The 22,852-nt window shown below is 42.0% G+C and carries 22 protein-coding genes, 1 tRNA gene and 1 pseudogene; 13 read left to right on the plus strand and 11 right to left on the minus strand.

Annotation, left to right across the window (positions count from 1 at the left end; genetic code table 11):
* Positions 1 to 13: 13 nt before the first annotated feature.
* Both glmM and QXW63_06550 read right to left on the minus strand, forming a co-directional pair.
* Positions 14 to 1,390 (minus strand): phosphoglucosamine mutase, encoded by a 1,377-nt coding sequence (gene glmM, locus QXW63_06545; GenBank protein ID MEM3461548.1) that lies wholly within the window; start codon positions 1,388 to 1,390, stop codon positions 14 to 16.
* A 21-nt stretch (positions 1,391 to 1,411) separates the two neighbouring features.
* Positions 1,412 to 2,500: an NDP-sugar synthase gene (locus QXW63_06550; protein MEM3461549.1), complete on the minus strand. Its 1,089-nt coding sequence runs from the start codon at positions 2,498 to 2,500 to the stop codon at positions 1,412 to 1,414.
* Here QXW63_06550 and QXW63_06555 point away from each other — a divergent pair.
* Complete coding sequence (locus QXW63_06555) at positions 2,466 to 3,332, plus strand: creatininase family protein (GenBank protein MEM3461550.1); 867 nt, start codon at positions 2,466 to 2,468, stop codon at positions 3,330 to 3,332. The genes QXW63_06550 and QXW63_06555 overlap by 35 nt on opposite strands.
* A gap of 15 nt (positions 3,333 to 3,347) precedes the next feature.
* On the opposite strand, the gene guaA is transcribed toward QXW63_06555, so the two are convergent.
* Entirely contained in the window at positions 3,348 to 4,892 is a 1,545-nt protein-coding gene (gene guaA, locus QXW63_06560; GenBank protein ID MEM3461551.1) for a glutamine-hydrolyzing GMP synthase, read from the minus strand.
* Positions 4,893 to 4,958: 66 nt separating this feature from the next.
* Positions 4,959 to 6,335, minus strand: coding sequence for a type I glutamate--ammonia ligase (gene glnA, locus QXW63_06565; GenBank protein ID MEM3461552.1), 1,377 nt, complete (start codon positions 6,333 to 6,335; stop codon positions 4,959 to 4,961).
* 137 nt (positions 6,336 to 6,472) lie between these two features.
* Between glnA and QXW63_06570 the strand changes: the two genes are divergently transcribed.
* Together QXW63_06570 and QXW63_06575 are read left to right on the plus strand one after the other, a co-directional pair.
* Complete coding sequence (locus tag QXW63_06570; protein ID MEM3461553.1) at positions 6,473 to 6,916, plus strand: Lrp/AsnC family transcriptional regulator; 444 nt, start codon at positions 6,473 to 6,475, stop codon at positions 6,914 to 6,916.
* A gap of 94 nt (positions 6,917 to 7,010) precedes the next feature.
* Positions 7,011 to 7,095: transfer RNA gene (locus QXW63_06575), tRNA-Leu, on the plus strand.
* Positions 7,096 to 7,129: 34 nt separating this feature from the next.
* On the opposite strand, the gene QXW63_06580 is transcribed toward QXW63_06575, so the two are convergent.
* A complete protein-coding gene (locus tag QXW63_06580) occupies positions 7,130 to 7,678 on the minus strand; it encodes an NnrU family protein (protein MEM3461554.1) in 549 nt (182 codons plus the stop codon).
* 326 nt (positions 7,679 to 8,004) lie between these two features.
* Positions 8,005 to 10,824: a fibronectin type III domain-containing protein gene (locus QXW63_06585; protein ID MEM3461555.1), complete on the minus strand. Its 2,820-nt coding sequence runs from the start codon at positions 10,822 to 10,824 to the stop codon at positions 8,005 to 8,007.
* Positions 10,825 to 11,709: 885 nt separating this feature from the next.
* Here QXW63_06585 and QXW63_06590 point away from each other — a divergent pair.
* A complete protein-coding gene (locus QXW63_06590; GenBank protein MEM3461556.1) occupies positions 11,710 to 13,284 on the plus strand; it encodes a hypothetical protein in 1,575 nt (524 codons plus the stop codon).
* On the opposite strand, the gene QXW63_06595 is transcribed toward QXW63_06590, so the two are convergent.
* Positions 13,262 to 13,567: a hypothetical protein gene (locus QXW63_06595; protein MEM3461557.1), complete on the minus strand. Its 306-nt coding sequence runs from the start codon at positions 13,565 to 13,567 to the stop codon at positions 13,262 to 13,264. The two genes, QXW63_06590 and QXW63_06595, sit on opposite strands and share 23 nt — an antisense overlap.
* Positions 13,568 to 13,936: 369 nt before the next feature.
* Between QXW63_06595 and QXW63_06600 the strand changes: the two genes are divergently transcribed.
* The 3 genes from QXW63_06600 to QXW63_06610 are packed head-to-tail and all read left to right on the plus strand — an operon-like array spanning position 13,937 to position 15,612.
* Entirely contained in the window at positions 13,937 to 14,674 is a 738-nt protein-coding gene (locus QXW63_06600) for a helix-turn-helix domain-containing protein (GenBank protein MEM3461558.1), read from the plus strand.
* A complete protein-coding gene (locus tag QXW63_06605) occupies positions 14,665 to 15,132 on the plus strand; it encodes a hypothetical protein (GenBank protein MEM3461559.1) in 468 nt (155 codons plus the stop codon). The genes QXW63_06600 and QXW63_06605 overlap by 10 nt, the downstream gene beginning before the upstream one ends.
* Complete coding sequence (locus QXW63_06610; protein ID MEM3461560.1) at positions 15,133 to 15,612, plus strand: hypothetical protein; 480 nt, start codon at positions 15,133 to 15,135, stop codon at positions 15,610 to 15,612.
* 391 nt (positions 15,613 to 16,003) lie between these two features.
* Here QXW63_06610 and QXW63_06615 read toward each other — a convergent pair whose 3' ends face one another.
* On the minus strand, positions 16,004 to 16,297 hold the full coding sequence (locus tag QXW63_06615) for a DUF1805 domain-containing protein (GenBank protein ID MEM3461561.1): 294 nt from the start codon (positions 16,295 to 16,297) through the stop codon (positions 16,004 to 16,006).
* A gap of 73 nt (positions 16,298 to 16,370) precedes the next feature.
* Between QXW63_06615 and pgsA the strand changes: the two genes are divergently transcribed.
* Positions 16,371 to 16,982, plus strand: coding sequence for an archaetidylinositol phosphate synthase (pgsA, locus tag QXW63_06620; protein MEM3461562.1), 612 nt, complete (start codon positions 16,371 to 16,373; stop codon positions 16,980 to 16,982).
* A 9-nt stretch (positions 16,983 to 16,991) separates the two neighbouring features.
* Here pgsA and QXW63_06625 read toward each other — a convergent pair whose 3' ends face one another.
* Complete coding sequence (locus QXW63_06625; GenBank protein MEM3461563.1) at positions 16,992 to 17,282, minus strand: 30S ribosomal protein S26e; 291 nt, start codon at positions 17,280 to 17,282, stop codon at positions 16,992 to 16,994.
* A gap of 51 nt (positions 17,283 to 17,333) precedes the next feature.
* Positions 17,334 to 18,224 (minus strand): DUF4438 domain-containing protein, encoded by an 891-nt coding sequence (locus QXW63_06630; protein ID MEM3461564.1) that lies wholly within the window; start codon positions 18,222 to 18,224, stop codon positions 17,334 to 17,336.
* A 175-nt stretch (positions 18,225 to 18,399) separates the two neighbouring features.
* Here QXW63_06630 and QXW63_06635 point away from each other — a divergent pair, with 175 nt between their 5' ends.
* The 5 genes from QXW63_06635 to QXW63_06655 are packed head-to-tail and all read left to right on the plus strand — an operon-like array spanning position 18,400 to position 22,581.
* Positions 18,400 to 18,987: a CBS domain-containing protein gene (locus QXW63_06635; GenBank protein MEM3461565.1), complete on the plus strand. Its 588-nt coding sequence runs from the start codon at positions 18,400 to 18,402 to the stop codon at positions 18,985 to 18,987.
* Between the two features lie 11 nt (positions 18,988 to 18,998).
* Entirely contained in the window at positions 18,999 to 19,784 is a 786-nt protein-coding gene (locus QXW63_06640; protein ID MEM3461566.1) for a CBS domain-containing protein, read from the plus strand.
* A gap of 12 nt (positions 19,785 to 19,796) precedes the next feature.
* On the plus strand, positions 19,797 to 20,705 hold the full coding sequence (locus QXW63_06645) for a CBS domain-containing protein (protein MEM3461567.1): 909 nt from the start codon (positions 19,797 to 19,799) through the stop codon (positions 20,703 to 20,705).
* Positions 20,706 to 20,757: 52 nt separating this feature from the next.
* Positions 20,758 to 22,098, plus strand: a complete 1,341-nt coding sequence (locus QXW63_06650; GenBank protein ID MEM3461568.1) for a dihydroorotase family protein — start codon at positions 20,758 to 20,760, stop codon at positions 22,096 to 22,098.
* A gap of 3 nt (positions 22,099 to 22,101) precedes the next feature.
* Entirely contained in the window at positions 22,102 to 22,581 is a 480-nt protein-coding gene (locus QXW63_06655; GenBank protein ID MEM3461569.1) for a Mut7-C RNAse domain-containing protein, read from the plus strand.
* 23 nt (positions 22,582 to 22,604) lie between these two features.
* Here QXW63_06655 and QXW63_06660 read toward each other — a convergent pair.
* A pseudogene (locus QXW63_06660) lies at positions 22,605 to 22,850 on the minus strand (DNA-directed RNA polymerase subunit K).
* Positions 22,851 to 22,852 lie beyond the last annotated feature (2 nt).

Here is a 22,852-nt window from a genome sequence, read left to right on the forward strand (position 1 = left end):
GTGAAGGGCAGTTTTAACTCTTCAAACTCTTAATTATTTTTTCTAGTTTTAAGGTGTACTCGCGGACAAGTTCTTGTGCTTTCTTCTCTGTTTTGGCTTCTGCATACAACCGATAAATGGGTTCTGTTCCGCTTGGGCGAATCAAAATAGAGCTTTTGTCTTCAAACCATATTTTGACGCCGTCAATAGTGCTTATTCTCAATCCTTTTACTTGCTCAGTCAGCTTTTTCAGAACAGCCTCTTTAAGCGTTTCAGAGCATTCCACTTTGCCTTTTTCAATAAAATATTTTGGCAAATCTCCAAGAAGCTTTGATAGTTTTTGGCTTGTTTTCGCCATAATGTCTAAAATTAGGGCTGTCGTCATCGCGCCGTCTCTGACTGATTGGTGCGGTCCATAAAAGACTCCGCCATTTTCTTCTCCGCCAAGTTTTGCCTTCAGTTTTTTCATGGTCTGTGCGACTGTGACGCTTCCAACCTTAGTCCATACAAGTTCTCCACCGTAAGCGTCAGCTACGTCCTTAATCAAAGTTGAAGAACTCACGGGCGTGACAATCTTTTCGCCTGGATTTTCTTGCAAAAAATATTTTTCTATTAACGCGAAGGTTTTGTCTCCCCAGTAAATTTCCCCCTTTTCGTCAACAAAAACTGAACGGTCAGCGTCTCCATCATAGGCTACGCCTAAATCTGCACCCACAGCGTCCACGGTTAAAGCTAAATCATTGAGGTTTTCTAGGCGAGGTTCCGGTAATCTTCCCGGGAAGGTTCCGTCAATGTTTCCGTTTAATGTTGTGATTTTGCACCCTAAATCTCGAAGTAGTTTTGGCGCGGCTAGGTTGCCGACGCTGTTTGCTGCGTCAACAACGATGTGGTAATGTTTTTTCGCTATTCTTGCAACGTCAACATGTGTTTTTATGGCTTCTACGTAGTCGTCAATTATTCCCGGCAGTTCGTGTGTTTCGCCTAGTTTGTTCCATTCTGCGTAGCGTATTTTATCTTGGAAAAATATTTTCTCAATTTCTATTTCTTGTTCGCGAGAAAGTTCGATTCCATCATTCCAAACAACTTTTATTCCATTGTATTCTGGTGGATTATGCGACGCGGTTATTATTACTGCGCCGTCTGTTCTTTCTGTTTTGACCGCATATTGTAATGCGGGTGTAGGCGCCATACCAGCAAAAAGCACGTCACATCCGGTTGCGTTTAACCCAGAAATAACCGCCTTTGCAAGCATTGGACCGCTTGTTCTAGCGTCATATCCAACTATGAGCGTTCCTCGCTTGAAAAATGTGCCTATTGCGCATCCAATCTTAATCGCAACTTCCGGAGTTAACTCTTTGTTGGCTAATCCGCGGATTCCGTTTGTTCCAAACAAGCGTTTCGAGCTTTGCATAATTTTTTTGGGCTCTCCTTTTTAAGCGATGCATTTTGGCGTTAATACGCTTTCTGAAACTTCCTTTGCAGGGCACACCCATACTCCGCTTGCAAGTGACACATCGTCTTTTATTTTTGCGTGGTCTCCTATTACGCATCCTTTTGCAATTTTAACGTTTGCTCCTATAGCCACGTTTTCGCCGATTATCGCGTTGTTTATTGTTGAAAAATCAGATATTGCTGTGTCTGGGAAAATCACGGATTCCCGTATTTGAACGCTTTTGCCGACATTAACGTTTCGTCCTAAAACTGAAAAAGGACCAATGACTGACTTTTCTCCTACTGAAACTCCCTTGTCAAAAGCCACAGGGCTTCTTATCTCAACGTTACCTTTAGTATTCAACTTTTGGTGCTTTGCAGCGGAAGACAGCAAAGTCTTGTTAGTTTCCAAATAGTCTTCCGGCTTACCTATATCCGTCCATAAACCATCAAAAACATACCCATGAAGTATGCCTTTTTCAGCGAGTTCTGGAAAAACTTCACGTTCAAGAGACACTTTTCTTCCTTCTGGAATGTACTCGAAGATTTCAGGGTTAAAGGCGTACACTCCAGCATTTATCAAATCAGACGGAGCCTTTTTACGTTCGGGCTTCTCCACAAACCTCTTTATGCGTCCATTCTCTGCTAGTTCTGCTACTCCGAATCTGCTTGGGTCTTCGACCTTATGAAGGGCAATCGTTGCTAAAGCATGCTTCTCTTTATGTCTCTTCAATAATTCAGCATAGTTTACATCAGCAAAAATGTCTCCGTTTATAACCAAAAAAGATGCGTCATAACCAATTAGTTTCTGAGCCTTCTTTATTGGTCCGCCTGTGCCCAGTGGTTTTCTTAGCGGATCTCGAGAATAAGTAATGTGTATTCCATGTTTTGGAACCCGTGAAAGTTTAATGAAAGTTTCTGTTTGGTAGCTGACAGCTAACACAACCTCATCTATTCCATTTTTAGCTAGCCTTTCAAAAGTCCATTCTAACAAGGACTTGTTGACTATTGGAAATAGAATCTTAGGTCTTGTGCAACTCAGCGGTCTCAACCTCGTGCCGAAGCCTCCAGCAAGAATCAAAGCCTTCAACTTGTTCACCGTTCAAATGCAAATTTTATATCATTCGCCTCTTAATATAAGCGATTTCGTGAAGGTGAAACAGTTGAAAGTTTTGTTGCATGAGATGAGCTGGAGTGAAGCCAAAAAATACTTCACTAAGAACGACATCGCCATTTTGCCCGTCGGTTCCAACGAGCAACACGGTCTTCAGAACCCGCTTGGAACAGACCATCTAATAGCTAAGGCGATAGCTGAAGAAACCTCCAAACGCACTGGCGTTTTATGTTTGCAAGTCGTTCCCTTCGGCGTCAGTTCACATCATAAACAGTTTTGGGGAACCATTTTCATCTCGCCTAAAACATTCAAAAACTACGTGAAAGAAGCATGTCTCGCACTGAATTATTATGGCGTAGAGAAAATTGTAATAGTAAATGGGCACGGCGGCAATCTTCATGCTCTTACTGAACTGGCTCGAGAACTGCGAGAAAAAGGAATCTTCATCTCAGTCTTTCAGTGGTGGCCTGCGGCGAGCAAACTTTTGCCAAACATTTTCAATTCTGAAGAAAGAGGGCACGCTGGCGCGGAAGAAACGTCGGTAAATTTGGCTTTGCATCCGCAATTGGTCAACATGGAAAAGGCGGTTGATGAGGAAACGCGCAAGCATAAAATGCAAATAGAAGGCGTGACACTTCCTTTGGATACCGCAGACTATACAAGCTCTGGGGTCTTTGGCGTTTCAAGAACGGCTTCTGCAAAGAAGGGAAAGAAGATTTTTGAGGTTGTGGTTGGCGAACTAGTTAGGCATGTGGAATTGCTTAAAAACACGAAAATTGAGGATTTAATGCAAAAACCTAGGGCTTAAAGTTAAACTCTTCTTTCATTCCCATTCAATCGTTGCCGGCGGCTTATGCGTTATGTCATAGACAACACGCGTAACTTCTGATATTTCATTTGTAATCCTTGTAGAAATTCTCTCCAACACCTCATACGGGATTTTTGCGAAACTAGCCGTCATTGCTTCGCGGCTTTCTACAAAACGGACTGCGACAACATACCCGTAGGCTCGCGCGTCGCCTTTCACGCCCGTAGCTTTGGTGTCTGTCAAAACGGCGAAGTACTGCCACAAATTCTCTTCCAATCCACTCTTCTCAATTTCTTCGCGTACAATCTTGTCTGCTTTTTTGGCTATCCTAACTTTCTCCGGAGTTAATTCACCAATTATTCTGACTGCGAGTCCCGGACCAGGAAAAGGTTGTCTGAAAACTATTTCTTTTGGCAATCCAAGCATTTTAGCGACTCTTCGAACCTCGTCCTTGTATAAGTCGCGTAGTGGCTCAATGATTTTTTTGAATTTGATTTTAATTGGTAAACCCGCTACGTTGTGGTGGGTTTTTATTTTGTCTGAGAATTTTCTGAATCCAGACTCAATTCTGTCGGGATATATGGTTCCCTGGATTAAGTAGTCAGCACCTACTTTTTCAGCAATTTCCTCGAAGACGCGGATGAACTCTTCGCCGATGATTTTGCGTTTCTTCTCCGGGTCTGTAACTCCTTTAAGTTTCTTCAAGAATCGTTCTTGTGCATCTGCGATTATAAGGTTTAGTTTGAATTTTTGGAAGACGTTTTTTACGAATTCTGGTTCGTTTTCGCGCATGAATCCATGGTCGACAAATACTGCTGTAAGTCTGTTGCCTATGGCCTTTGCTGCTAGGGCTGTGGCGACGCTGGAGTCTATGCCTCCGCTTAGGGCTATTATGGCTTTTCCTTCGCCAACTTGCGCTTTTATTTCTGCCGTCATCTTTTCTATGATGTCTTCCATTTTCCAGTTTGCTTCGCATTTGCAGACTTCGAAAATGAAGTTTTGGAGCATTCTGTTTCCTTTTTCTGTGTGCACAACTTCCGGATGCCACTGCAAACCATAAATTGGTTTTTTCTTGTGTCTGAACGCTGCGACTGGGCAGTTTTCTGTATGCGCTAACACTTCATAGTCAGCGGGAATTGAGAAGACAGTGTCACCGTGGCTCATCCACACTTTTTCTTTTGCGTTTAATCCCTTCAAAACGCCTACTGGCTTGTTAATGGTTACGTATGCTATTCCATACTCTCTTTCTTTTGCTGTTTCAACTTTTCCTCCAACCATTTGAGCAATAAGTTGATGTCCATAACACAATCCCAGAATTGGCAGTCCCACATCTAGGATGTGCTGGTTGGGTTTTGGCGCGTTTGGCTCGTAAACGCTTGCTGGTCCGCCTGAAAAAATGAGTCCTTTCACGTTGAACTTTTCTTTTAGAAGCTCAATTTCTTCTGGTTTTGTGTCGTGAGCAACGATTTCCGAGTAAACTCCATGCTCTCTTATTCGTCTTCCTATGAGGTGGCAGTATTGTCCGCCAAAGTCAAGCACGAGTATTGTGTCGTATTTCATTGTTTATCTTTCTCTTACTGTGGAATTATTGCTCCGTGTGGACGCGAGTATTTAAGCATGTTACTTCTATGCATAGAGATATTTTTGCAGTTCCCAACTGGTTACTTGGCTTTTGTCGTTGGGCTGGTGTGGTTCATATTCTTTCCACTCTTGCATTTTAAGCTCCATGTATTTTTCCGCGTTTTCCTTGCCTAAAGCTTGTTTGCAGATGTCGTCGCTGTTCCATTCTTCTAAGGCTTCTTTAAGTGATGTTGGCAAAATCTGGATGCCTAACTTCTTGCGTTCTGCTTCTGTTAAGTGATAAACATTGGCGTCCACGGGGTCGCCAGCATCAATATTTTTTCTGATACCGTCTAATCCAGCTTCAAAAATCACGGCATAAGCCAAGTACGGGTTGCAAAGCGGGTCTGGGCATCTGAACTCTATTCTTGCTTCTCTTTCTTTTCCAGGGAAATATTCTGGCACTCTAATCAATGCAGAGCGGTTTCTCTTGCTCCACGCCACGTACACTGGGGCTTCGTAGCCAGGCACAAGTCTTTTGTAACTGTTAACTGTTGGCGCAACAATCGCGCAGAGTGCTCGGGCATGTTCTAGTAAGCCGCCGATGAAATATCGGCATTTTTGCGAAAGGTGCGCGTAGCCTTTCGGGTCGTAGAATAGGTTTTCTCCATTTTTTGGGTTGCGCAGTCCTAAGTGAACATGCATGCCGCTGCCGGGTTTGCCGTGCCACGGTTTTGGCATGAATGTTGCTGTCCAACCGTATTTTTTGTCTGCTACTGCTTTTGCTGCGAACTTGTAGCGCATGATGTTGTCTGAAGTGGTTTGGGGGTCTGAGTATCTGAATGTTATTTCGTTTTGTGCTGAGCCTACTTCGTGGTGTTGTCTTTCAACAGTGATTCCCATGGCGAATAGGGCGTTGGATAAATCCATCCGGTAAGCTTCTGTTATGTCTCGTCCAGGCGCTATGTCAAAGTATCTTTGTTTGTCTATGAGGTGATTCTCCACTGGGTAAACTTCGCCTTCCGTGTTTTTTTGGACTAGGTAGAATTCTAGTTCGGCTGCGGCTGTTGGCGTATATCCTTCTTTTAATGTTTTTTGTATAGTTTGTTTGCAGATGTGTCTTGGGTCGCTTTCTAAGTGTTCGCCGTTTGGTTTGTGTACTTGGCAGATGAAGCTTGCAACACCTTTGTCGTAGAAGTAGTATGGGCAAACTGTGAATGTGGATGGGTCGGGTTTCATTACCATGTCGCTTTCTTCTATGCCGACTCCGCCGATTATGGAAGAGCCGTCGAAGCCGACGCCTTCTTTTAGGGCGTTTTCTGCTTCTTCTGCTGGGATGGTTCTGCCTTTTAAATAGCCGAGTAGGTCTGTGAAATGTAAGAGAATGTAATCTGCGCTTTTTATTAGTTTTAGGCACATGTCAATGTTCTGTGCGTATTCCATGCTGCTCATTCCTAATCAAGTTTACAACAGATGGAATTATTTTTTTACATATAAAAGATTTATTGGAAAAAACATGCATAAATGTTAAATATACAACGCATTAGATTAGACAAATATACAGTAAAAGGTGAGCGACTATGGATTTGGATGAAACAGACGTCAAAATATTGAAGGCGTTAACTTCTGATGCGCGGCTTTCGTCGCGGCAGATAGCCAACCAATGCGACATTTCCATAGGCACTGTTTTGTCTCGGATAAAGCGGATGGAAAAAGAAGGAATAATAAAGGGCTATTCGGCGCTGCTTGACCATGAAAAACTCGGGTATGAATTAACAGTTGTCAGCGAAATAACCGTTTCTAAGGGTAGACTTTTGGAAGTGGAAAATGAGATTGCACGTTTGCCGAATGTTTGTTGCGTGTATGACGTGACGGGCTTGATAGACGCGGTCATAATTGCGAAATTCAAAAACAGAGAAGAACTAAGCAAGTTCACGAAAAGGCTTCTGGCAATACCTTACGTGGAAAGAACAAACACGCACGTCGTGTTAACGACGATAAAGGAAGACTTCCGCCTAACCTAAACTTTCCACACTTTTCCTTCATTAGTACCCGACTTTTCTAAAGCAAGATTTAATTCAAACAACAAACATGAAAAATAAGAGAACACGATTCCACGCGGGGGTTGCCAAGCATGGCCAAAGGCGTAGGCCTGAGGCGCCTATCCCATAGGGGTTCGTGGGTTCAAATCCCACCCCCCGCACTTTCTGATATTTTGAATGAACAAATTTTAGAACTCAACGGATGCGAATTAACTCAAAAGGAAAAATTAAGAAAACAAGGGAAATGATAATGGCTATTAAAATCGTGAATATTGTTTCTGGAATTTTGGATGGACACTTTGCTGGGAACATAAAGGGAACATTTCGTCTATATTGACGAAAATCCTCTACATGTTGTTTCTCAAGACGCAATTCTTCATATCTGGCTAAAATAACGTATCCCAGAACTTGTATCAACCAAGAGAGTATGATCTGTGGATTGCCCCCTAACGTTAGAACCATTACGGTTAGCCCGATGGTAGTGATTATTGTTCCTAAGTATTGAGGATGCCTAACAACCGAATATAAGCCTGTTTTAATAACATTAGCACCTCTAGCGCGGTCTCTAAGGAACTGTATCCCTGCAACCAAAAACAATGTAAATCCAATCAAAGCTATTACCCTGCCAACAATAAATTCCTTCGCAAAAATAACAAATCGATATCTCTCTCCAAATTCAGATGACCAGTTGCGAGCATAACTAGATAAGGCAATAATGGAATAGACATTACGCTTATAGCCCAACCACCATAAACTACACTCTGCATCATGAATAGTAGAGTTGCAAACACGGCTTCTAATAAGAGTCGAATTTTCTCCTTAAATGTCGTTTTCCCCAACTTTTCTCAGCAATGTTGTTGTCCTTGCTTGTTTATTATTCTAATGTTCAGTATCACGGACTCACAATCCACAAAATACAATGTTTTTGGAACCCATTGCTCAAAGCAAAATTCCGAGAATCTAGACCGAGGTCTAAACCTAACCCCCGCACTTCGTCTAAAAAGCTCAGTTTAACCGTCTTTTTCGCGACATCTTTGAAAAAAGTCCAGAAGTCGAAGTTAAAAATAGTTTTATTGGTTTTCTTTGTGTTGCCTATGGTTACGGTGGCTGTCTTTTTTGTGGAGTATCACTGTTAGTATTGTTACTGTTATGAATGGTGCCAAAATGAGAGGTGATGAAAATTCAGGGATGACGCTAGTACCTATTATTTCTATTTTGTGTTGGCTTAACGTTATGGTGAAATGAAGCATCGTGTGGGTTTCATTCCAGTTTTCGATTACATCTGTTATAGGTACATCGTCAAATCTTATGCTGAATGGACCATCCAACAGCTGTCTTGGAATAGTGACATTGCAGAAGGCAACTTTATTCAAAGATCCAGTAATGTTGAAGGCTATCTTCCTATCGGCTTGCAGAAACTCGAATGCTGAAATTGTTCCATTTGACATTATCTGAACTGTAAAGTTTTTTTCCTCAGCATTTATTTCGAAATTCCAAATACTGTAGGAGGTTTGTTCAGCAAGCGTTGTTGCCCACCTTTGAACTGAATCACCGTATAGTCCGTCGGTGTAATAAGATCTTATTTTGAAGTAGTAAATGGTGTTTAGAGATAAACCGCTTACAGTATATGAGGTGTTTGCCCTATCTGTTATGGTGACGAGAAGCGTTTCATTGGTGGGAGTGAATCCTGGCTCTGTTGACATGTGAACTTCATAGCGTGTGAAATCGTCCCTTGTGGCTTGGGACCATATCAGTGTCATCGAGTTCGCTTTAACATTGAATGGTGGCTTTAGTATTACTGATCTTGGGTTAGGGATTGAGAATCGTAGGACGCGATGGCTCCATGTTGTTTCGCCTACCCAAAGGTGAATTCCGTCGAATGAGACACAAGTGGGGGTGTTTAGACCGTAGCGACTAATCGACGCCCATGTGGAATTGAAGTTAGGCTGACCTAGAACTATGTCGGGCGCTTGATTACTGCTTGTTGGAATGGTGTTCCAAATAAACGCGCGATTCCCACTGTTGTCTGTTGCAAAAAGATGGTCTCCGTCTGAAAATATGTCATAGGGAGACAACCCGCACAAAAGTGAATCGATCTGGAATGTGACTATCTCGATATCAGCGGGCTGCCCGTTTTGAGTGGGGAACGTATTCCAAATTAATATCCTGCATGGTGGTCCTCGTTCTCCTACGTAAAGTCGTTTCCCATCTGTAAAGACCGAGATTGGTTGGCTTAATCCCGCGAGGCCAGTTCTAGGTTCTGTTGAGTTGAAATCTGGTTGACCTACTACGAGATCGGCTGGCGCATCGTTTTCTTGAGGAATGGTGTTCCATATTAAAACTCGATTATTGAACCAATCAGCGACTACAAGCCTTTTTCCATCACTTGCGAGTCTAAAAGGTTGATTTAAGCCATATCTTCCTGCTTCTCCAGCGCGTCCTAGTTCGACATCTGGTGGCTGCCCGTTCACTGTTGGAAAAGTATTCCATATGAGCACTTTACTTCGAGCAGTATCTGTGGCAAAAACTCTGGTTCCATCCGTGAAGACTCCCCATCCATCCACCATTCCTGTGCCTCCTATCCTACTAGTAGGATCAAAGTCACTCCATCCTAATATGAGGTCTGCTGGTTGGCATTCTATTTCGGGTAAGCTTTTCCAGATCATGATTCTAGCTTCGCCGCTGTGTGCTGTAAGAAGGTTGGCACCGTCAGTGCTTATACCTGCAATTTGATCCACTCCTACCTGAGATAGAAACATGTTTGTGTCAAAGTCAGGCTGTCCTAGCACAACATCAGGTAACGTATAGTTCTCGGTTGGAATGCTGTTCCAGATTAAAACTCTACTTCCATACCGCTCGGCAACGATGATGTGCTGGCCGTCTGTAGCTATGGAACGCGGAGACAACATTTTATCTCTGCTGACACCAGGAAAAGAGGGATTGCCCAAGATTACGTTTGGAGACTTATTATCCATAAAATCTATGATAGAGTTCCATATGAATATGCCGTGCCCTTGGGCTACAAGTATGCGATTGCCGTCAAAGCCCGGTTCAGTTTCAGAATTACTATATTGTGCAATGTAATCGCAAGGTGTTCCATTCGTGGTTGGTATAGTATTCCATATGCGCAGCCAACCGTCGTGATCATTAATTATGAGGCGATTTCCATCTGAACGGATCCCTCGCGGAGTTACCATCAACTCGGGGTATATAAGTGGATCATAATCGTCTGGATTGTAAGGATGGTCAAAATCAAATTTGCCCAACACCAAATCTGCTGACACCCCATTCTCTGTCGGAATAGCATTCCAAGCCAGCACCCTACCCACTCGTGTGTCTGCAACAAAAAGTCTCGTGCCATCTGAGCAGACTCCCCAAGGCCAGCGCAACAAATCCCTAGTAAATTCGGTGTGAGGAAGATCCTCGCAAGTTTCAAAATCATGACGCCCAACAACAACATCTGCAGGTGCAAAATTGGTAGTTGGAATACTGTTCCATATTAGAATTCGGTTATTGCCAGTGTCAGCAACAAAAAGTTTTGAACCGGCAACTGCGACGCTTACTGGCCAGTTTAAACCGTTCTGACCACCGCGAGAGACAGAACTCGTGAAATCTGGTTGACCAACCACGATATCTGCCGGAGCATAATTTGTTGTGGGAATTGAATTCCAAATCAGTACTCGATTGTTACAAGTGTCCGCGACAAATAGACGCGCGCCATCTGTAGCTACGCCCATGGGATGGTTTAGAAACGATGGCCCCCCACTTTCCTCAAGCCCAACGGGTCCCAACATTAGGTCTGCCGCTTGCCCCGTTGTGAACCAATCGGACGGGTTCTCAAGCAATTGACTTTCTGAAAAGAAGCCAAGTTGCGTGTTTACTTCATTCATGGTTTTCGAAGCTTCAGTGGAAAAATAAGGGGCTTTAAGAGCTAACACGCTAACAATAAGCATTACTATAGCCAAAATTGGGATGATAACATTCCGTGAACACATTAAATTATCTGCTAACATTTTTCTTTTCATCCTTTTCAACTAACCTATAAGAATAGTTTAAGAGAAAGAGAACCCAAGATATCTATTTAATTTGCGAAACTGTAATCTATATTACAATTAAACAGGATATGTTCAAACACCCACAAAAATTGGGCAGCCCAGGATAAGTTTGAATCCTCATCTCATCCACCAAATCATTAAGAAAAATAAACAGTTCCTAAAACCAAAATTCCGGGAATTTAAACCGAGATTTAAACCCAACGCATGAGTTCCATTAGTCGCTGTTAACAGAAAGGGGCTAAGGTTAATGGAGAACAGGCTTAGAATCGCAAATGGTAATGTATGCACATGACTTGCATTTAGACGCATTTTTGGTTGGTAGTGCTTCTCTTTTATTTAGCCAGTAATCAAGGGCAAAATTTAGCTCTTTTTCAGCTTTGTCAAGTTTAGGTTTTCCTATGAAAGCTCGGCATTCGTCGATTTTAATAACTGCCTTTCTGTTTAGTCACGATATCACTCTAAAACCGCATTTTAAGTTTGGTCTTTAGGTGCTTTGCGAAAATAGTGAAGAATTGAGCCTTAACCCGGACATTTTAAACCGATATTTGACCTATCCTGGGCTGCCATCAACTCAAGTCATAGTATTGTTCAAACTCTCAGCTCAATGATCATGAGAGGGTTAGGTTTAGACCTCGGTTCAAATTCTCGGAATTCTTGAAGAGTTTGTCATTGTCGCAAACATTTATAATCTGACAGTAATATTTTAACCTGGGACAAACTATGGTTGATGATTTCTTTTTGGGTTTTGCAAGCCATGCACACACGTTGAATGAGTTACTACTTGACCCGCAAGAGGAGTTTGAGCTTAGGAGAAGGAACAGTCCAGAAGAAGCCCAGAAACTAATCGGAACGGTTCTTGACAAACTTGAAAAAGATCTCTCTAACAGCGGCTACAATCTTGAAGATGTGAAGTTGTTGATGTTGTATCTAAGTTACAGAGGAGAACCCGCAGAGAAAGACAAGCTGATATGTGATTCAATTTTGAGATCGATTGAAAACAGGTTTAAAAGAAGTGCTGCAAATCAGGTCAGACTTATTGGCCACACAACCGCAGGAGAATTAGAAAACGAAGACCTTGTGCTTAAAGAAATTTCAGGAATCGGCTATAACGGCTTGTCTCTCTTAGCTTTGGTCACAAACTTGCCTATAGGTGTAGGACGCAGCTGGGGTCTTCGAACAGAAGAAGAGGCAGGAGAGCAAGGGAGAGAAATGGCTCGTGATGCATGGGTTGACTTCAGCCAACAGACCGCAAGCAAAGAATATCTTCGCATGAGAAAGACTTTGCTTGTGCTAACACAGGGATCGAAGGTCGACGCTCCCGGCTTCGAGCACTTTTTGGCAGAGGGAATTGCCAATTTCATGGGCAGCACTCGCGAGGCAAGAATAATGAATGTGATAGGCGGAAGCAGCGGGGACGGGTTGAATGCAAGGCTTTTCCATCAATTTTATGGGAGGTTGAAAGAACATCAACAGTTAAAGATTCTTGACGGTGAAGCTGTGTGTGCATTGATCCCTAACTTATCCGAGGTTTCTATGGGTCTTGCTGCAGACGGAATATCAAGAATTGGAAGACAGCACATGTTTCGTTTTGACCCTGACAAAAAACCTCACTTTAAATACGTTAAACGCATTGGCAGAGAAGATCCTTGTGCAAAGTACGCCAGCGTGGTTTACGAAAATGAAGCTCGACTATCTGGGGAGAAAGGCTTGCCTGTAGTTGACAAAAAAGCCATTTCTGAAATCATTTCCAATGCTAGGACACAGCAAAGAATATTAGTGTTTAACCCTATTTTGGGCAGATACGCATTTGCTTTTCCTTTTGGTAATTATGCTTGTGTCGCTCCTATGAGAGTGGTGGGAGAAGATATAGAGCTTATCCTTCCAGTCAGAAGCTACACTCCTGAGATGCCTGGTTACTTCGTAATAGGTGACTTTGAGAAGATTCAGAAAGGAGCTCGACGCGTGCATGATATGCTCAGAGCCGATCAAGGCTTCAGCAGAAACGATGCCACCATCCTCATTTCCTGTATTAACCGAAGAGTGATTGAACTGATGGCTGGATGCAGATTAGGAACTGAGGCCGAGATACTAAAAGAAGGGCTTTTATCAACACAAGTAATAGGGTTCTTGGCATATGGCGAGCTGTCATTCACTAATCTTATCCAAGAGCCTTACTTCCACGCCTTAAGCTGTTGGGGAATCACCTTTCATTCTAAAACTGCAACATCAATACCAAAGGAAAAGAAAAAGGGAATAGGAATTAAAGGCTGGATCAAAGGCCCGGCTGAAGAATAAAAATCAAAAAAGCCACAGATGACAGAATCAGACAGACTAGTCCCAACAGAAATGTTATCGCAGTTCCAATCCACATTTTTCTAGATGATGGATAGATGCTATAAAAGAATATGAAGAACGCCGACAAAAGGAATAATATGGCACCCAGTCCGAGGCCAAGTTTTAAGACTATTGGAAACTCGATTCCCCCAATTTTCAGTGCGGCTAAACTTAGGGCGGCTAGTGTTCCCGGCGAGGATGCATTTCTTATTGGCCTAATATACTTCTCCAACTCTTCAGCCATAACATGACACCTAACTAAAAGTCGTTATATGCATATGATTTGATGTTTAGTGAAAGAATTCTATATAAACTTTGCACGGCTTTTCTTTCCTGCGCGCTATTTTAGCTTTTGAGTAAACGAGAAAAAAGGGGATTTGCGGGTGACATCTCCACGCCGTGGGGAGTGCAAATCCCACCCCCCGCACTAAATGCTACAAACAGCGTTTAAATTCTCGGTTTGACATTTTACAAAAGTTGCAGTCTCAGACGAAAACGTTTTTGGCAATTGTTTCTCTATTTTTCAGACTATCATCTTTGAGGTTGTGTAACTCGATGGAGTTACAGCAACTATTTATTTTCTTAAGCCCTTTGTTAAATCAGTTGATACAGTATGGAGAGCGTCGTCAAGAGGTTGCAGCGAATTGGGCTTACGGAATATGAGGCGAAAGTGTATCTCAGTTTACTAAATGATCATATAACGACTGCTACAAAGTTGTCGGAAAAGTCCGGCGTGCCAAGAACGAAGATTTACTCAGTTCTGGAAACATTGGCTCGTAGAGGATGGATTAAGATTTATTCTGGCGTTCCGCTCTTATTCAAGGCTATTGACCCTAAAGATATTTTCGAGAAAGTCAAAAGTGAGTATGCCGATTTTCTGAACTCTGTAAAGACGACGCTTGAAAAAGAGGTGATTGAAATGAAAGAGAAGTTTGTAATCAAAAAGTTTGATCTTGGATTGGAAAACCTTAAGGAAGAAATAAAGAAAGCCAAAACCATACAGATAAGCAACGCAACTACAGACTTTCTAAAGAAGATAAGCAAAGCATTCAGCAAAGATGCTGCGGTGAAAGTTCTTCTTTTCCCTGGAGAAAGAAAAATCGCTGACGAAAACGTTGAATTCAAGGAGGCGGAAATGAAGATAGTCTGTATAATAAAGGGAAAGGAAGTGCCGTCGATATCCGTTATCCTTGATGAGAGCAGAACGTTTACCGTATTTAAAGACCCAGTAGATGACTACTATATTGTGGACGAAATGCTATATGATGAATGCTCAAAATGCTTCGGAGAATGGTACAACCTAGGCTGGAATGCCGCACAAAAAACACAAGGTGAAGACGCATGCCAATAGTGGAAGGAAGATACGAAGCTAAACTTTCAACAACTTTTGACACTATTGAAGAAGGAATAGAGGAGATCAAGAGAAAAATCGAAAAATCAAGAAGAATAAGGATAACCAACATTCCAATGACTCTGCTCTACAAGTTGATTCCTCTTCTAGCAGACAAAGACTTAAAAATAATCTTGCCAATTGGAGAAAAACCTACACGCGAATTGCAAGATCTGGGCGAAATCGCGACAACAAAAGCGAGAATATACGTTGACTTTAAGGGTAAAGAAGCGAATACAGGTTCTGTAAGCTTTTCAGACAGGACTTTCAACATTGTATGGATGGATGATCAGATATTTGACATTTCCGCAATGGAATATAGCAAATGTGTCAAATGCCTCTTGGACACGTTTGAAACGAGCTGGCGATACTCGCAAAAATGGCAAATGCCCTCGGAGCAAAAGGTAAGGGATGAGTGAATGCTAGAGGTAAAGAATGTTTTTGGAAGGAGAATCGAACTGCTTCTCGCTACGTTGATGGGGATCAATGTTTTCTGGGGTGCCCTTGTTTTCATGGGCTTTTTAGGTTTAGATGTGCTCGGTTGGCTAATAATGAATATCTGCAGTCCTTCTGAGATGGTTGCGATAATCGGTATATTAACCAAGAAGAGATTAATCTCAAGTATATCGATTCCCTTGTTGCTAAGGTTCGGAGGGCTTGGGCTCTTTATCTTTAGTTGGAGTGGCTTTATGCTTCAGGGACAGCTGAATCACATCCTTATGGTCTTGACTTCCATCTACATCCTATGGACTTCATATAAAGCGAGAGCTTGGAAAGTTTTGTTCATAGGCATAGTTATCGGAGTAGCTGTAGTAGTCTTGGTTGACTTTCTGATTTTCCCTCTGTACTTTGCCAATGCACCTCCTAAAGTCAAGGAATTGCTGGAGTACTACAAGTGAGAGTGATCTCGAGAAGATGAAGAAAAGTAACATTCTCCACGTTTTAAGGGGGCTCAGATGTTGCTAGACTTTAGCAAACCCCAAGAACGAGGTTTGGGTCCGCGAAGATTCTGATGATGATAAGTGAAAGAAATCCAGCATGTAGAAAATTCCGAGAATTTAAACCGAAGTCTAAACCTAACCCCCCGCACTTTTTAGTTTTTAGGTTGTAGTCAAAGTGAATGAAGAATTTTTTATCGCCTAATAACCCAAAAAATAATTTGATGGAAACGGTGCTTGCTAGTGTTACATAACTATTACCAGCGTAATTGTGTCCTAACTATAACATGAACAATTGAACCAAAAGCCCAATCTATTTATAAGGGGGGGTCAACATCACAAGCAAGCCTCTTCAGAACATACGTTTCAGAGCATCAGAACCCTTCATTCCAGCTTCTACACCAAGATTTTTCGCTTTCGACGTAGCTGCTTTAACCTGCGCATTCAACACTTCCTCAAACGTTTTCACTCCACTAACCATCGCAGCAACCACTCCCAACCTTTCCGCAGCCTCCACATTAAGAAAACCACACATCACAAAACCCTTCTCAGCAATAATCAAAAGCAAAGGCGGCGAACCCGGCAAATCCACACGCAAACCCAAACACGTTTTACCATTAACCTTCAAAGGCGAAACATCAATCATACATAAACACCTTTAAACCCTACATTACAATACCAACTAATAAATAAAAATTGTTTGAGGAAAACCCCCGCAGATGCTGACAAAACTAAAGCAGAAAATTCAACAAATACTCACCACAGAAGCAGAAACAGCCCACAAGATAGGCTTGACACCCAACACCGTGAGCGCCATCGGCATAATCCTAGCGTTTCTCTCTGCTACCACATACACAATGTGGCAAAACAACCCCACTTACCTATTGCTCGCAACACTGTTGCTTCTGTCTTCTGGCTTCTGCGACGCACTAGATGGCGTAATAGCAAGACTATATCAACAAACAACGATTTTCGGAGGTTTTCTAGACTCCTTACTAGATAGATATGCTGATGCTGCCGTATACGTAGGCATAATTATAGGCGGCTTATGCAATGCCCTATGGGGAATAATAGCTTTAATTGGCTCACTACTCGTAAGTTATTCCCGCGCAAGAGCAGAAGCTGCAGGAATAAAAATGGAAACAATAGGCTTAGCAGAAAGAGCAGAACGCATACTCATAATAGCCATTGCAACATTAATCGCTTATTTCTGGCAACCAACAACCATCATAAACGCAAGCATAATCCTACTCGCAATACTCACAAACCTAACAGTCATACAAAGAAGCGTCTACACCTACAAAAAACTAAAGAAAAAAGAAACAAACTAAACGCAAACGCTAAAACCGTCTTCTCGGGCGCATCCGTCTCTCGTCTCGAGCCCTAACCTTCACAATACCACGATGCACAGCACAAGAGACACAATAATACTTCGTGTCAATCCAAGAACCCATATAAGTACCCTTCTGACGAAGCTCCCGAGCCAATTGCGCATCAACAAGCGAGCTCCTACGAGTAACCTTCTTAGCTTTGTCCCGAGGCACCTGCTGCCCGCACATGGCGCATTGAACAGTGCCGCTACTGCCTTTACCGCCTTTAGACCTTCCACGGCTTTTCCGTTTGAACGGCAACCTTTACAACTCCTCGCGTTTTTTCTCTGCATTAAACATGTCAAATCTGCTTTATATATCTGTTCTCAACTTCATAAGCAAAGCAATGTTCGCCTTAGCATCAATCTTCGGAACAATTCTTCCAGTAGAAGACGTGAAAAGCGTAGTAACTCCAGGTCCATGACCCGACGTCACGCAATCCGTGTGCACGACTATGCCAACAGAAACAGCACCTTTGCGATAAATCCGCCCGAATGAATGGTCTGCATCTAAAATAGCCACCAAATCACCGAGCCTCAAATCATCAAGCCCAAATTCCTTCCTAGTACTTTCATCAAAAAGCTGAATATCATAATCTCCAGAGTACGTCTGGTTAGCACCTAAACCCGACCCCATAATCGAAGCTGGAACAACATGCGCCACTGGAACCTCCAGTTTACCATCTTTAGACTCACAATTCAAAGATTCAAGAAAACGTGGATCCATGTTCATAACCTTGATCTCTGGAAAATCAAGAAGTTTTAAGCCTACACCGAAAGCTTTCACAAGCACTTTGTCTCCAAGCATTAGTTTCTCAAGAATTTCAGGCGGAAAGTCAACTAACACATGTTCAATACCACCATGCTTTCCGGTTACAACTCCCTTTGCGCCTTTTGCATCCCCAGAAACCACCACTGCCTCGTTTCCAACACAAGAAAGTACATTTAAAGCCGCGTTTGCACCTTGCCCAAAACGCGGATCATTCTCTTTGTTCTCTATGCTTACGCCTGGCTCAACGTGGTCTGCTTCCCATCCACATGCTGGATCGCCTACTCGTACGTTATAGGTTATGCCGCCGACGCCGGGAAGAACCATTGGAACGCCTTCTGCTGAAATGTCATATATGCTTCTTCCAAAAACTGGACTAACAACTTCACCTACAACTGAAATTTTCACTAGCTTGTCTGTATTTATTCTTAACAATTTTTATTCATCTCCATCTGAAGACTAACTGCATTAGCCAACAGTCGCTAATAAAACTTCACTCAAGCAAACACTGTAACAACTTGAAACATAACAAATCTTAAATTCTGGATTCCCATCTTGACTTGATTGAAGTTAAGCCCGTCAAAGCAAATGTTACAGTGTGGATAAGCCAATGTCAGACATAGGATTAAGGTCCTCCAAAATGCTAGTCAAAGATGTCATGAGCAGCCCAGTAGTAACCATAGAAGAAAACGCACCAACCAACAAGGTTGCAGAGCTCATTGACAAACACGGTTTAGGCTGCATAATAGTGACAAGCAAACAAGGAAAACCACTTGGCATAATCACGGAAAGAGACCTTGTCACAAGAGTAGTAGCCAAAAATGTTAAGCCAGAAATGATAAAGGCTAAAGACGTCATGACCACACCACTGATAACCATAGAACCCGACGAAACAATAAGCGAAGCAGCAAAAAGAATGAATCGGCTGAACATCAGAAGGTTAGGGGTCATGTATAAAGGGCAACTGATTGGGCTGGTTTCAAGCAAAGACGTTTTAGCAGTTATGCCAGAACTCATAGAAACAATCCAAGAAAGAGCGCTTATAGAAGGCGAAAACAGAGCCCAAGAAGCAGAAGAAGAAAGTGCGCCTCTCAGCGGATACTGCGACCGATGTGGAGGTTGGTCGGATAACTTGCAAGAATTTAACGGCGAATTTCTATGTGAGGACTGTAGAGTTGAAGTAGAAAGTGAGGAATAAGAGGCGGTTGCTTGCGTGTTAAAGAAATCGTGAACGAGAAGCATCCGTCAATTTATGATGATGAACTTGCAACTAAAGCCCGTGCAATAATACGTGATTTCGCGTTAAGAATTCTTCCCGTAACTGATGGACATAAAAAGCTTTTAGGTGTAGTTTCACGTGGCAATGTAATGGTTATTTCCTCTTCCGTTTCGCCTATAAGAGTAAAAGGTATAATGGCAAGTCCCAAATATACTGCAACGATTGAAGAAGACGCTTTCTCGGCAGTCAAAGAAATTATTAAGCAAGACGAATGGAACATACCAGTAGTAGATTCACATCAAGAAAGAACTTACAAAGGAGTTCTAGGATTAGAAAATTTCATCGACGCCATAATCAAAACAAGCCCAGAAAAGCTTTCTAAGGCAGTTTCAGAAATAATGTCAGAAAAAATTGTAACATGCACACCAGAAGACGAAGTGGACAACATCTGGCGCTTGATGCAAACCAAATCTCTTGCTGGGATTCCAGTTGTCAAAAAAGATAAACTTGTAGGCATTGTCACACAAAAAGACCTTCTCCAAAGTGGTGCGTTATTGCCAACTTTTGAATCTAAAAAGGGACGTTTCCTTGCTTCTACGAAAGTTTCTAACATAATGAAAACACAAGTGATAGCTGTTAAACCTTCAATAAAAGTCATCAGAGTTGCTAAAATAATGGTTTCAAAAGATATAGGCAGAGTCCCAGTTGTAGATGAAGAGGGCAAGTTGATTGGGATAGTTGACCGAGAAGATGTTGCCAGATTAATTGTGAAATGAGAGGAAAATCAATTGAGTAGAGAAAGTTTCAGGCGAACGTTAAGGGGTAAAGGCCCTGTTTCATTAAAAACTCATCCTTCCAAAAAACGTGAAGGCGAAATACTGCATATTGCAAAAAGCCCTGTTGTGACAATGGCTCCGACGACTCCAATTTATGATGCAGTGCGAATGATGGCTAAAGAAGGATTCCGTCGAATACCAATCGCTAATCCAGGAACAAAAACGCTTGAAGGAATAGCAACAGCCACAGATATAATAGATTACTTGGGTGGAGGAAAAAAATTTGAGATAATCCAGCAAAAATATGGCGGGAACATTTTCAAAGCTATAAACGAGCCAATAAGACTTATTATGACAAAAAATGTTGTTTCAATCAAAACTTCTGCAAAAATAAGTGAAGCTATAGCGCTAATGACGGAGAAAAATCTTGGTGGTTTACCAGTTGTTGACGAAGAAAATCATGTTAGAGCAATAATTACGGAGCGGGACATTGCCAACATGTTCGCCGACAGAATAAGCGACGTAAAAGTTTCTGAGTTGATGTCAGAAAAAGTGGTGACGGCATTACCAACAACGACAATCTTTGAGGTGGAAAAAACCGTGACGGCGCAAGGTTTCAGAAGACTGCCCATAATTTCCGACGGCAAAGTAGTAGGTATTATAACAACCATGGATATTATACGATTTTTCGGTTCCGGCGAAGTATTCGCATATTTACGTTCAGGAACTATAGTGCAAGTTTTGAGCACTCCAGCGCTTAAGATAGCAACAAAAAACGTTGCTACCATCAGCCCAAATGCTGATGTTGGTCAAGCAGCAAAAATAATGAAGGACAAAGATATAGGCGCTGTTCCAGTTGTTGTTAATGATAAGATTGTTGGCATAATAACAGAAAGAGACTTTTTCAAAATAATAGAGTAAAGCAAACTCTTATCACATAATTCCGCCAAATTTATAGAAGAGAGTAATCGTCTTGGGCGTTGACTTAGTCTTACGCAACGCAAAAGCTTATGTAGACAAAAAACTAGTGGACTGCAGTTTTGCAATAAACGAAGGCAGAATTCTAAAAATAGGCAAAGAAGCTACCATGCCCAAGGCGGAAACAAAAATTGATCTAAAAAACCTCCTTGTTTTGCCTGGCTTAATAGATGTTCATGTGCATCTTCGAGACGAAGAAAAAGCCTACAAAGAAGATTTCTACAGCGGAACAGCTGCAGCAGCTGCAGGTGGAATAACGACAGTTTTGGACATGCCCAACAACAATCCCGTTACAATGAGTATTGAGGCTCTAAAGAATCGAATGAAAAAGGCTGAAAAGAAGATATTGGTTAATGTGGGCTTCTATTCTGAATTTCCGAAAAAGAATAGCGAGATAGAAAAAATTATTGCTGAGGGCACTGTGGCTTTCAAACTTTTTATGGCTGAGCAAGTCGGCGGGTTAAACATTGATGATGATGGCGCTCTTCTGACGGCTTTTGGAATCGCTGCGAGAATGAAAGTTCCAATAGCTGTTCATGCAGAAGATAAGTCAAGCTTGAAAGAAGCTGAACACAAATTCAAACGTGCTAACCGTAATGATATTGACGCATTTCTCAAGGCACATTCCACAAACGCTGAAGCAAAAGCAGTAAAACGCATACTGAGCATATCCAAACAAATTGGCGCACACATTCATTTCTGTCACGTAAGCACGAAAGATGGTTTGAGCATAATTGTTGATGAAAAGAAAAAAGGAATGCCAATAACTTGCGAAGCAACACCGCATCATCTACTTATCTCTTCAAACGAACTAAAACGAATCGGAACTTTAGCATTAACAATGCCGCCTGTACGAGAAAAACACCATCGCGATGCTCTCTGGAAGGGAATTAAAAACGGCTGGATTGACATTATTGCATCAGACCACGCGCCACATACTCTGGAGGAGAAAAAAGCGAATAGCATTTGGGATGTTAAGGTTGGTGTGCCAGGATTAGAAACAACACTTCCGTTAATACTTACCGAAGTCAACCGCGGAAGACTATCAATAGCCGACGTTGTAAGTTTGATGGCTGAAAAACCTGCTGAAATCTTCAAGTTAACAAGTAGAGGCTATTTAAAAGAGGGTTATAGTGCTGATTTAACAGTGATAGATTTAAATAAAAAGTATGGAATTGACGCGTCAAAGTTTCATTCTAAAGCAAAATATTCCCCCTTCGACAAGTGGACAGTAGAGGGAAAACCCGTTAAAACATTCGTTAACGGTCAATTAGTAATGGAAGACGAAAAAATTGTAGCAAAGCCAGGAAGCGGGCAAATTATCCGGAGAGAATAAGCTGTGAAATTTATTGTTGACGGCATGCTTGGAAAGTTGACGCGTTGGCTTCGCATGTTAGGGCATAACGTAAAATATTCAAACAAACTTGATGATGCCAAATTAATAACAATAGCCAAAAAAGAACGGAGAATTTTGCTTACAAGAGATTTGGAGCTTTATCAACAAGCCATAGCAAAAGGACTTGACGCCTTTTACTTAGAAGGAACAACAGAGGCAGAAAGACTAGCATTTCTTGCAAAGCGATTCAAAATAGAACTGGAAATAAACATGGAAAAATCTAGATGCCCAAAATGCAACACTCGAGTAAAACCAATTCCTAAAGAAAAAGTAGTCAATAAAGTAGAAAAAAACACGTTCTCCAACTACAACGAGTTCTGGGAATGTCCCAAATGCGAAAAAATCTACTGGCAAGGCGCACACTGGACAAGAATTAGAAACACGCTGGATACAGCAAAAGAAAACTTGAAAAAGTCAAAGTAGAAAAAGTAATTACTATTATTTGTTTATTTTTCCTCAAGAAGCCACTTCAACGGAATATCTTGGTAAGTTCCATCAGGCAACGTTCGCCTAATAGTCATAGGCAAAATTCCAGCCTCAAGCTCCTTTAACGCAATGTCTATCAGACTTGAAAAGCCTTCTGACACGTCAATGAGTATGGGTGCACCCATTGAAATTTGCAGAGCCCTAGCCCCAACTATCCTTGCTTTCTCGAAACGCGTAAGCTTTGGAGGACCTATCAAAATTTTCTTCT

It is taken from the genome of Candidatus Bathyarchaeia archaeon (assembly GCA_038873195.1).
GTDB lineage: Archaea > Thermoproteota > Bathyarchaeia > Bathyarchaeales > Bathycorpusculaceae > DSLH01.

What these genes read in the sequence shown, in the direction of transcription:
- glmM (MEM3461548.1), bottom strand. Translation starts at nt 1,390, where the DNA reads ATGCAAAGCTCGAAACGCTTGTTTGGAACAAACGGAATCCGCGGATTA.
- guaA (MEM3461551.1), bottom strand. Translation starts at nt 4,892, where the DNA reads ATGAAATACGACACAATACTCGTGCTTGACTTTGGCGGACAATACTGC.
- glnA (MEM3461552.1), bottom strand. Translation starts at nt 6,335, where the DNA reads ATGGAATACGCACAGAACATTGACATGTGCCTAAAACTAATAAAAAGC.
- QXW63_06570 (MEM3461553.1), top strand. Translation starts at nt 6,473, where the DNA reads ATGGATTTGGATGAAACAGACGTCAAAATATTGAAGGCGTTAACTTCT.
- QXW63_06585 (MEM3461555.1), bottom strand. Translation starts at nt 10,824, where the DNA reads ATGAATGAAGTAAACACGCAACTTGGCTTCTTTTCAGAAAGTCAATTG.
- QXW63_06590 (MEM3461556.1), top strand. Translation starts at nt 11,710, where the DNA reads ATGGTTGATGATTTCTTTTTGGGTTTTGCAAGCCATGCACACACGTTG.
- QXW63_06595 (MEM3461557.1), bottom strand. Translation starts at nt 13,567, where the DNA reads ATGGCTGAAGAGTTGGAGAAGTATATTAGGCCAATAAGAAATGCATCC.
- QXW63_06600 (MEM3461558.1), top strand. Translation starts at nt 13,937, where the DNA reads ATGGAGAGCGTCGTCAAGAGGTTGCAGCGAATTGGGCTTACGGAATAT.
- QXW63_06605 (MEM3461559.1), top strand. Translation starts at nt 14,665, where the DNA reads ATGCCAATAGTGGAAGGAAGATACGAAGCTAAACTTTCAACAACTTTT.
- QXW63_06610 (MEM3461560.1), top strand. Translation starts at nt 15,133, where the DNA reads ATGCTAGAGGTAAAGAATGTTTTTGGAAGGAGAATCGAACTGCTTCTC.
- QXW63_06615 (MEM3461561.1), bottom strand. Translation starts at nt 16,297, where the DNA reads ATGATTGATGTTTCGCCTTTGAAGGTTAATGGTAAAACGTGTTTGGGT.
- pgsA (MEM3461562.1), top strand. Translation starts at nt 16,371, where the DNA reads ATGCTGACAAAACTAAAGCAGAAAATTCAACAAATACTCACCACAGAA.
- QXW63_06635 (MEM3461565.1), top strand. Translation starts at nt 18,400, where the DNA reads ATGTCAGACATAGGATTAAGGTCCTCCAAAATGCTAGTCAAAGATGTC.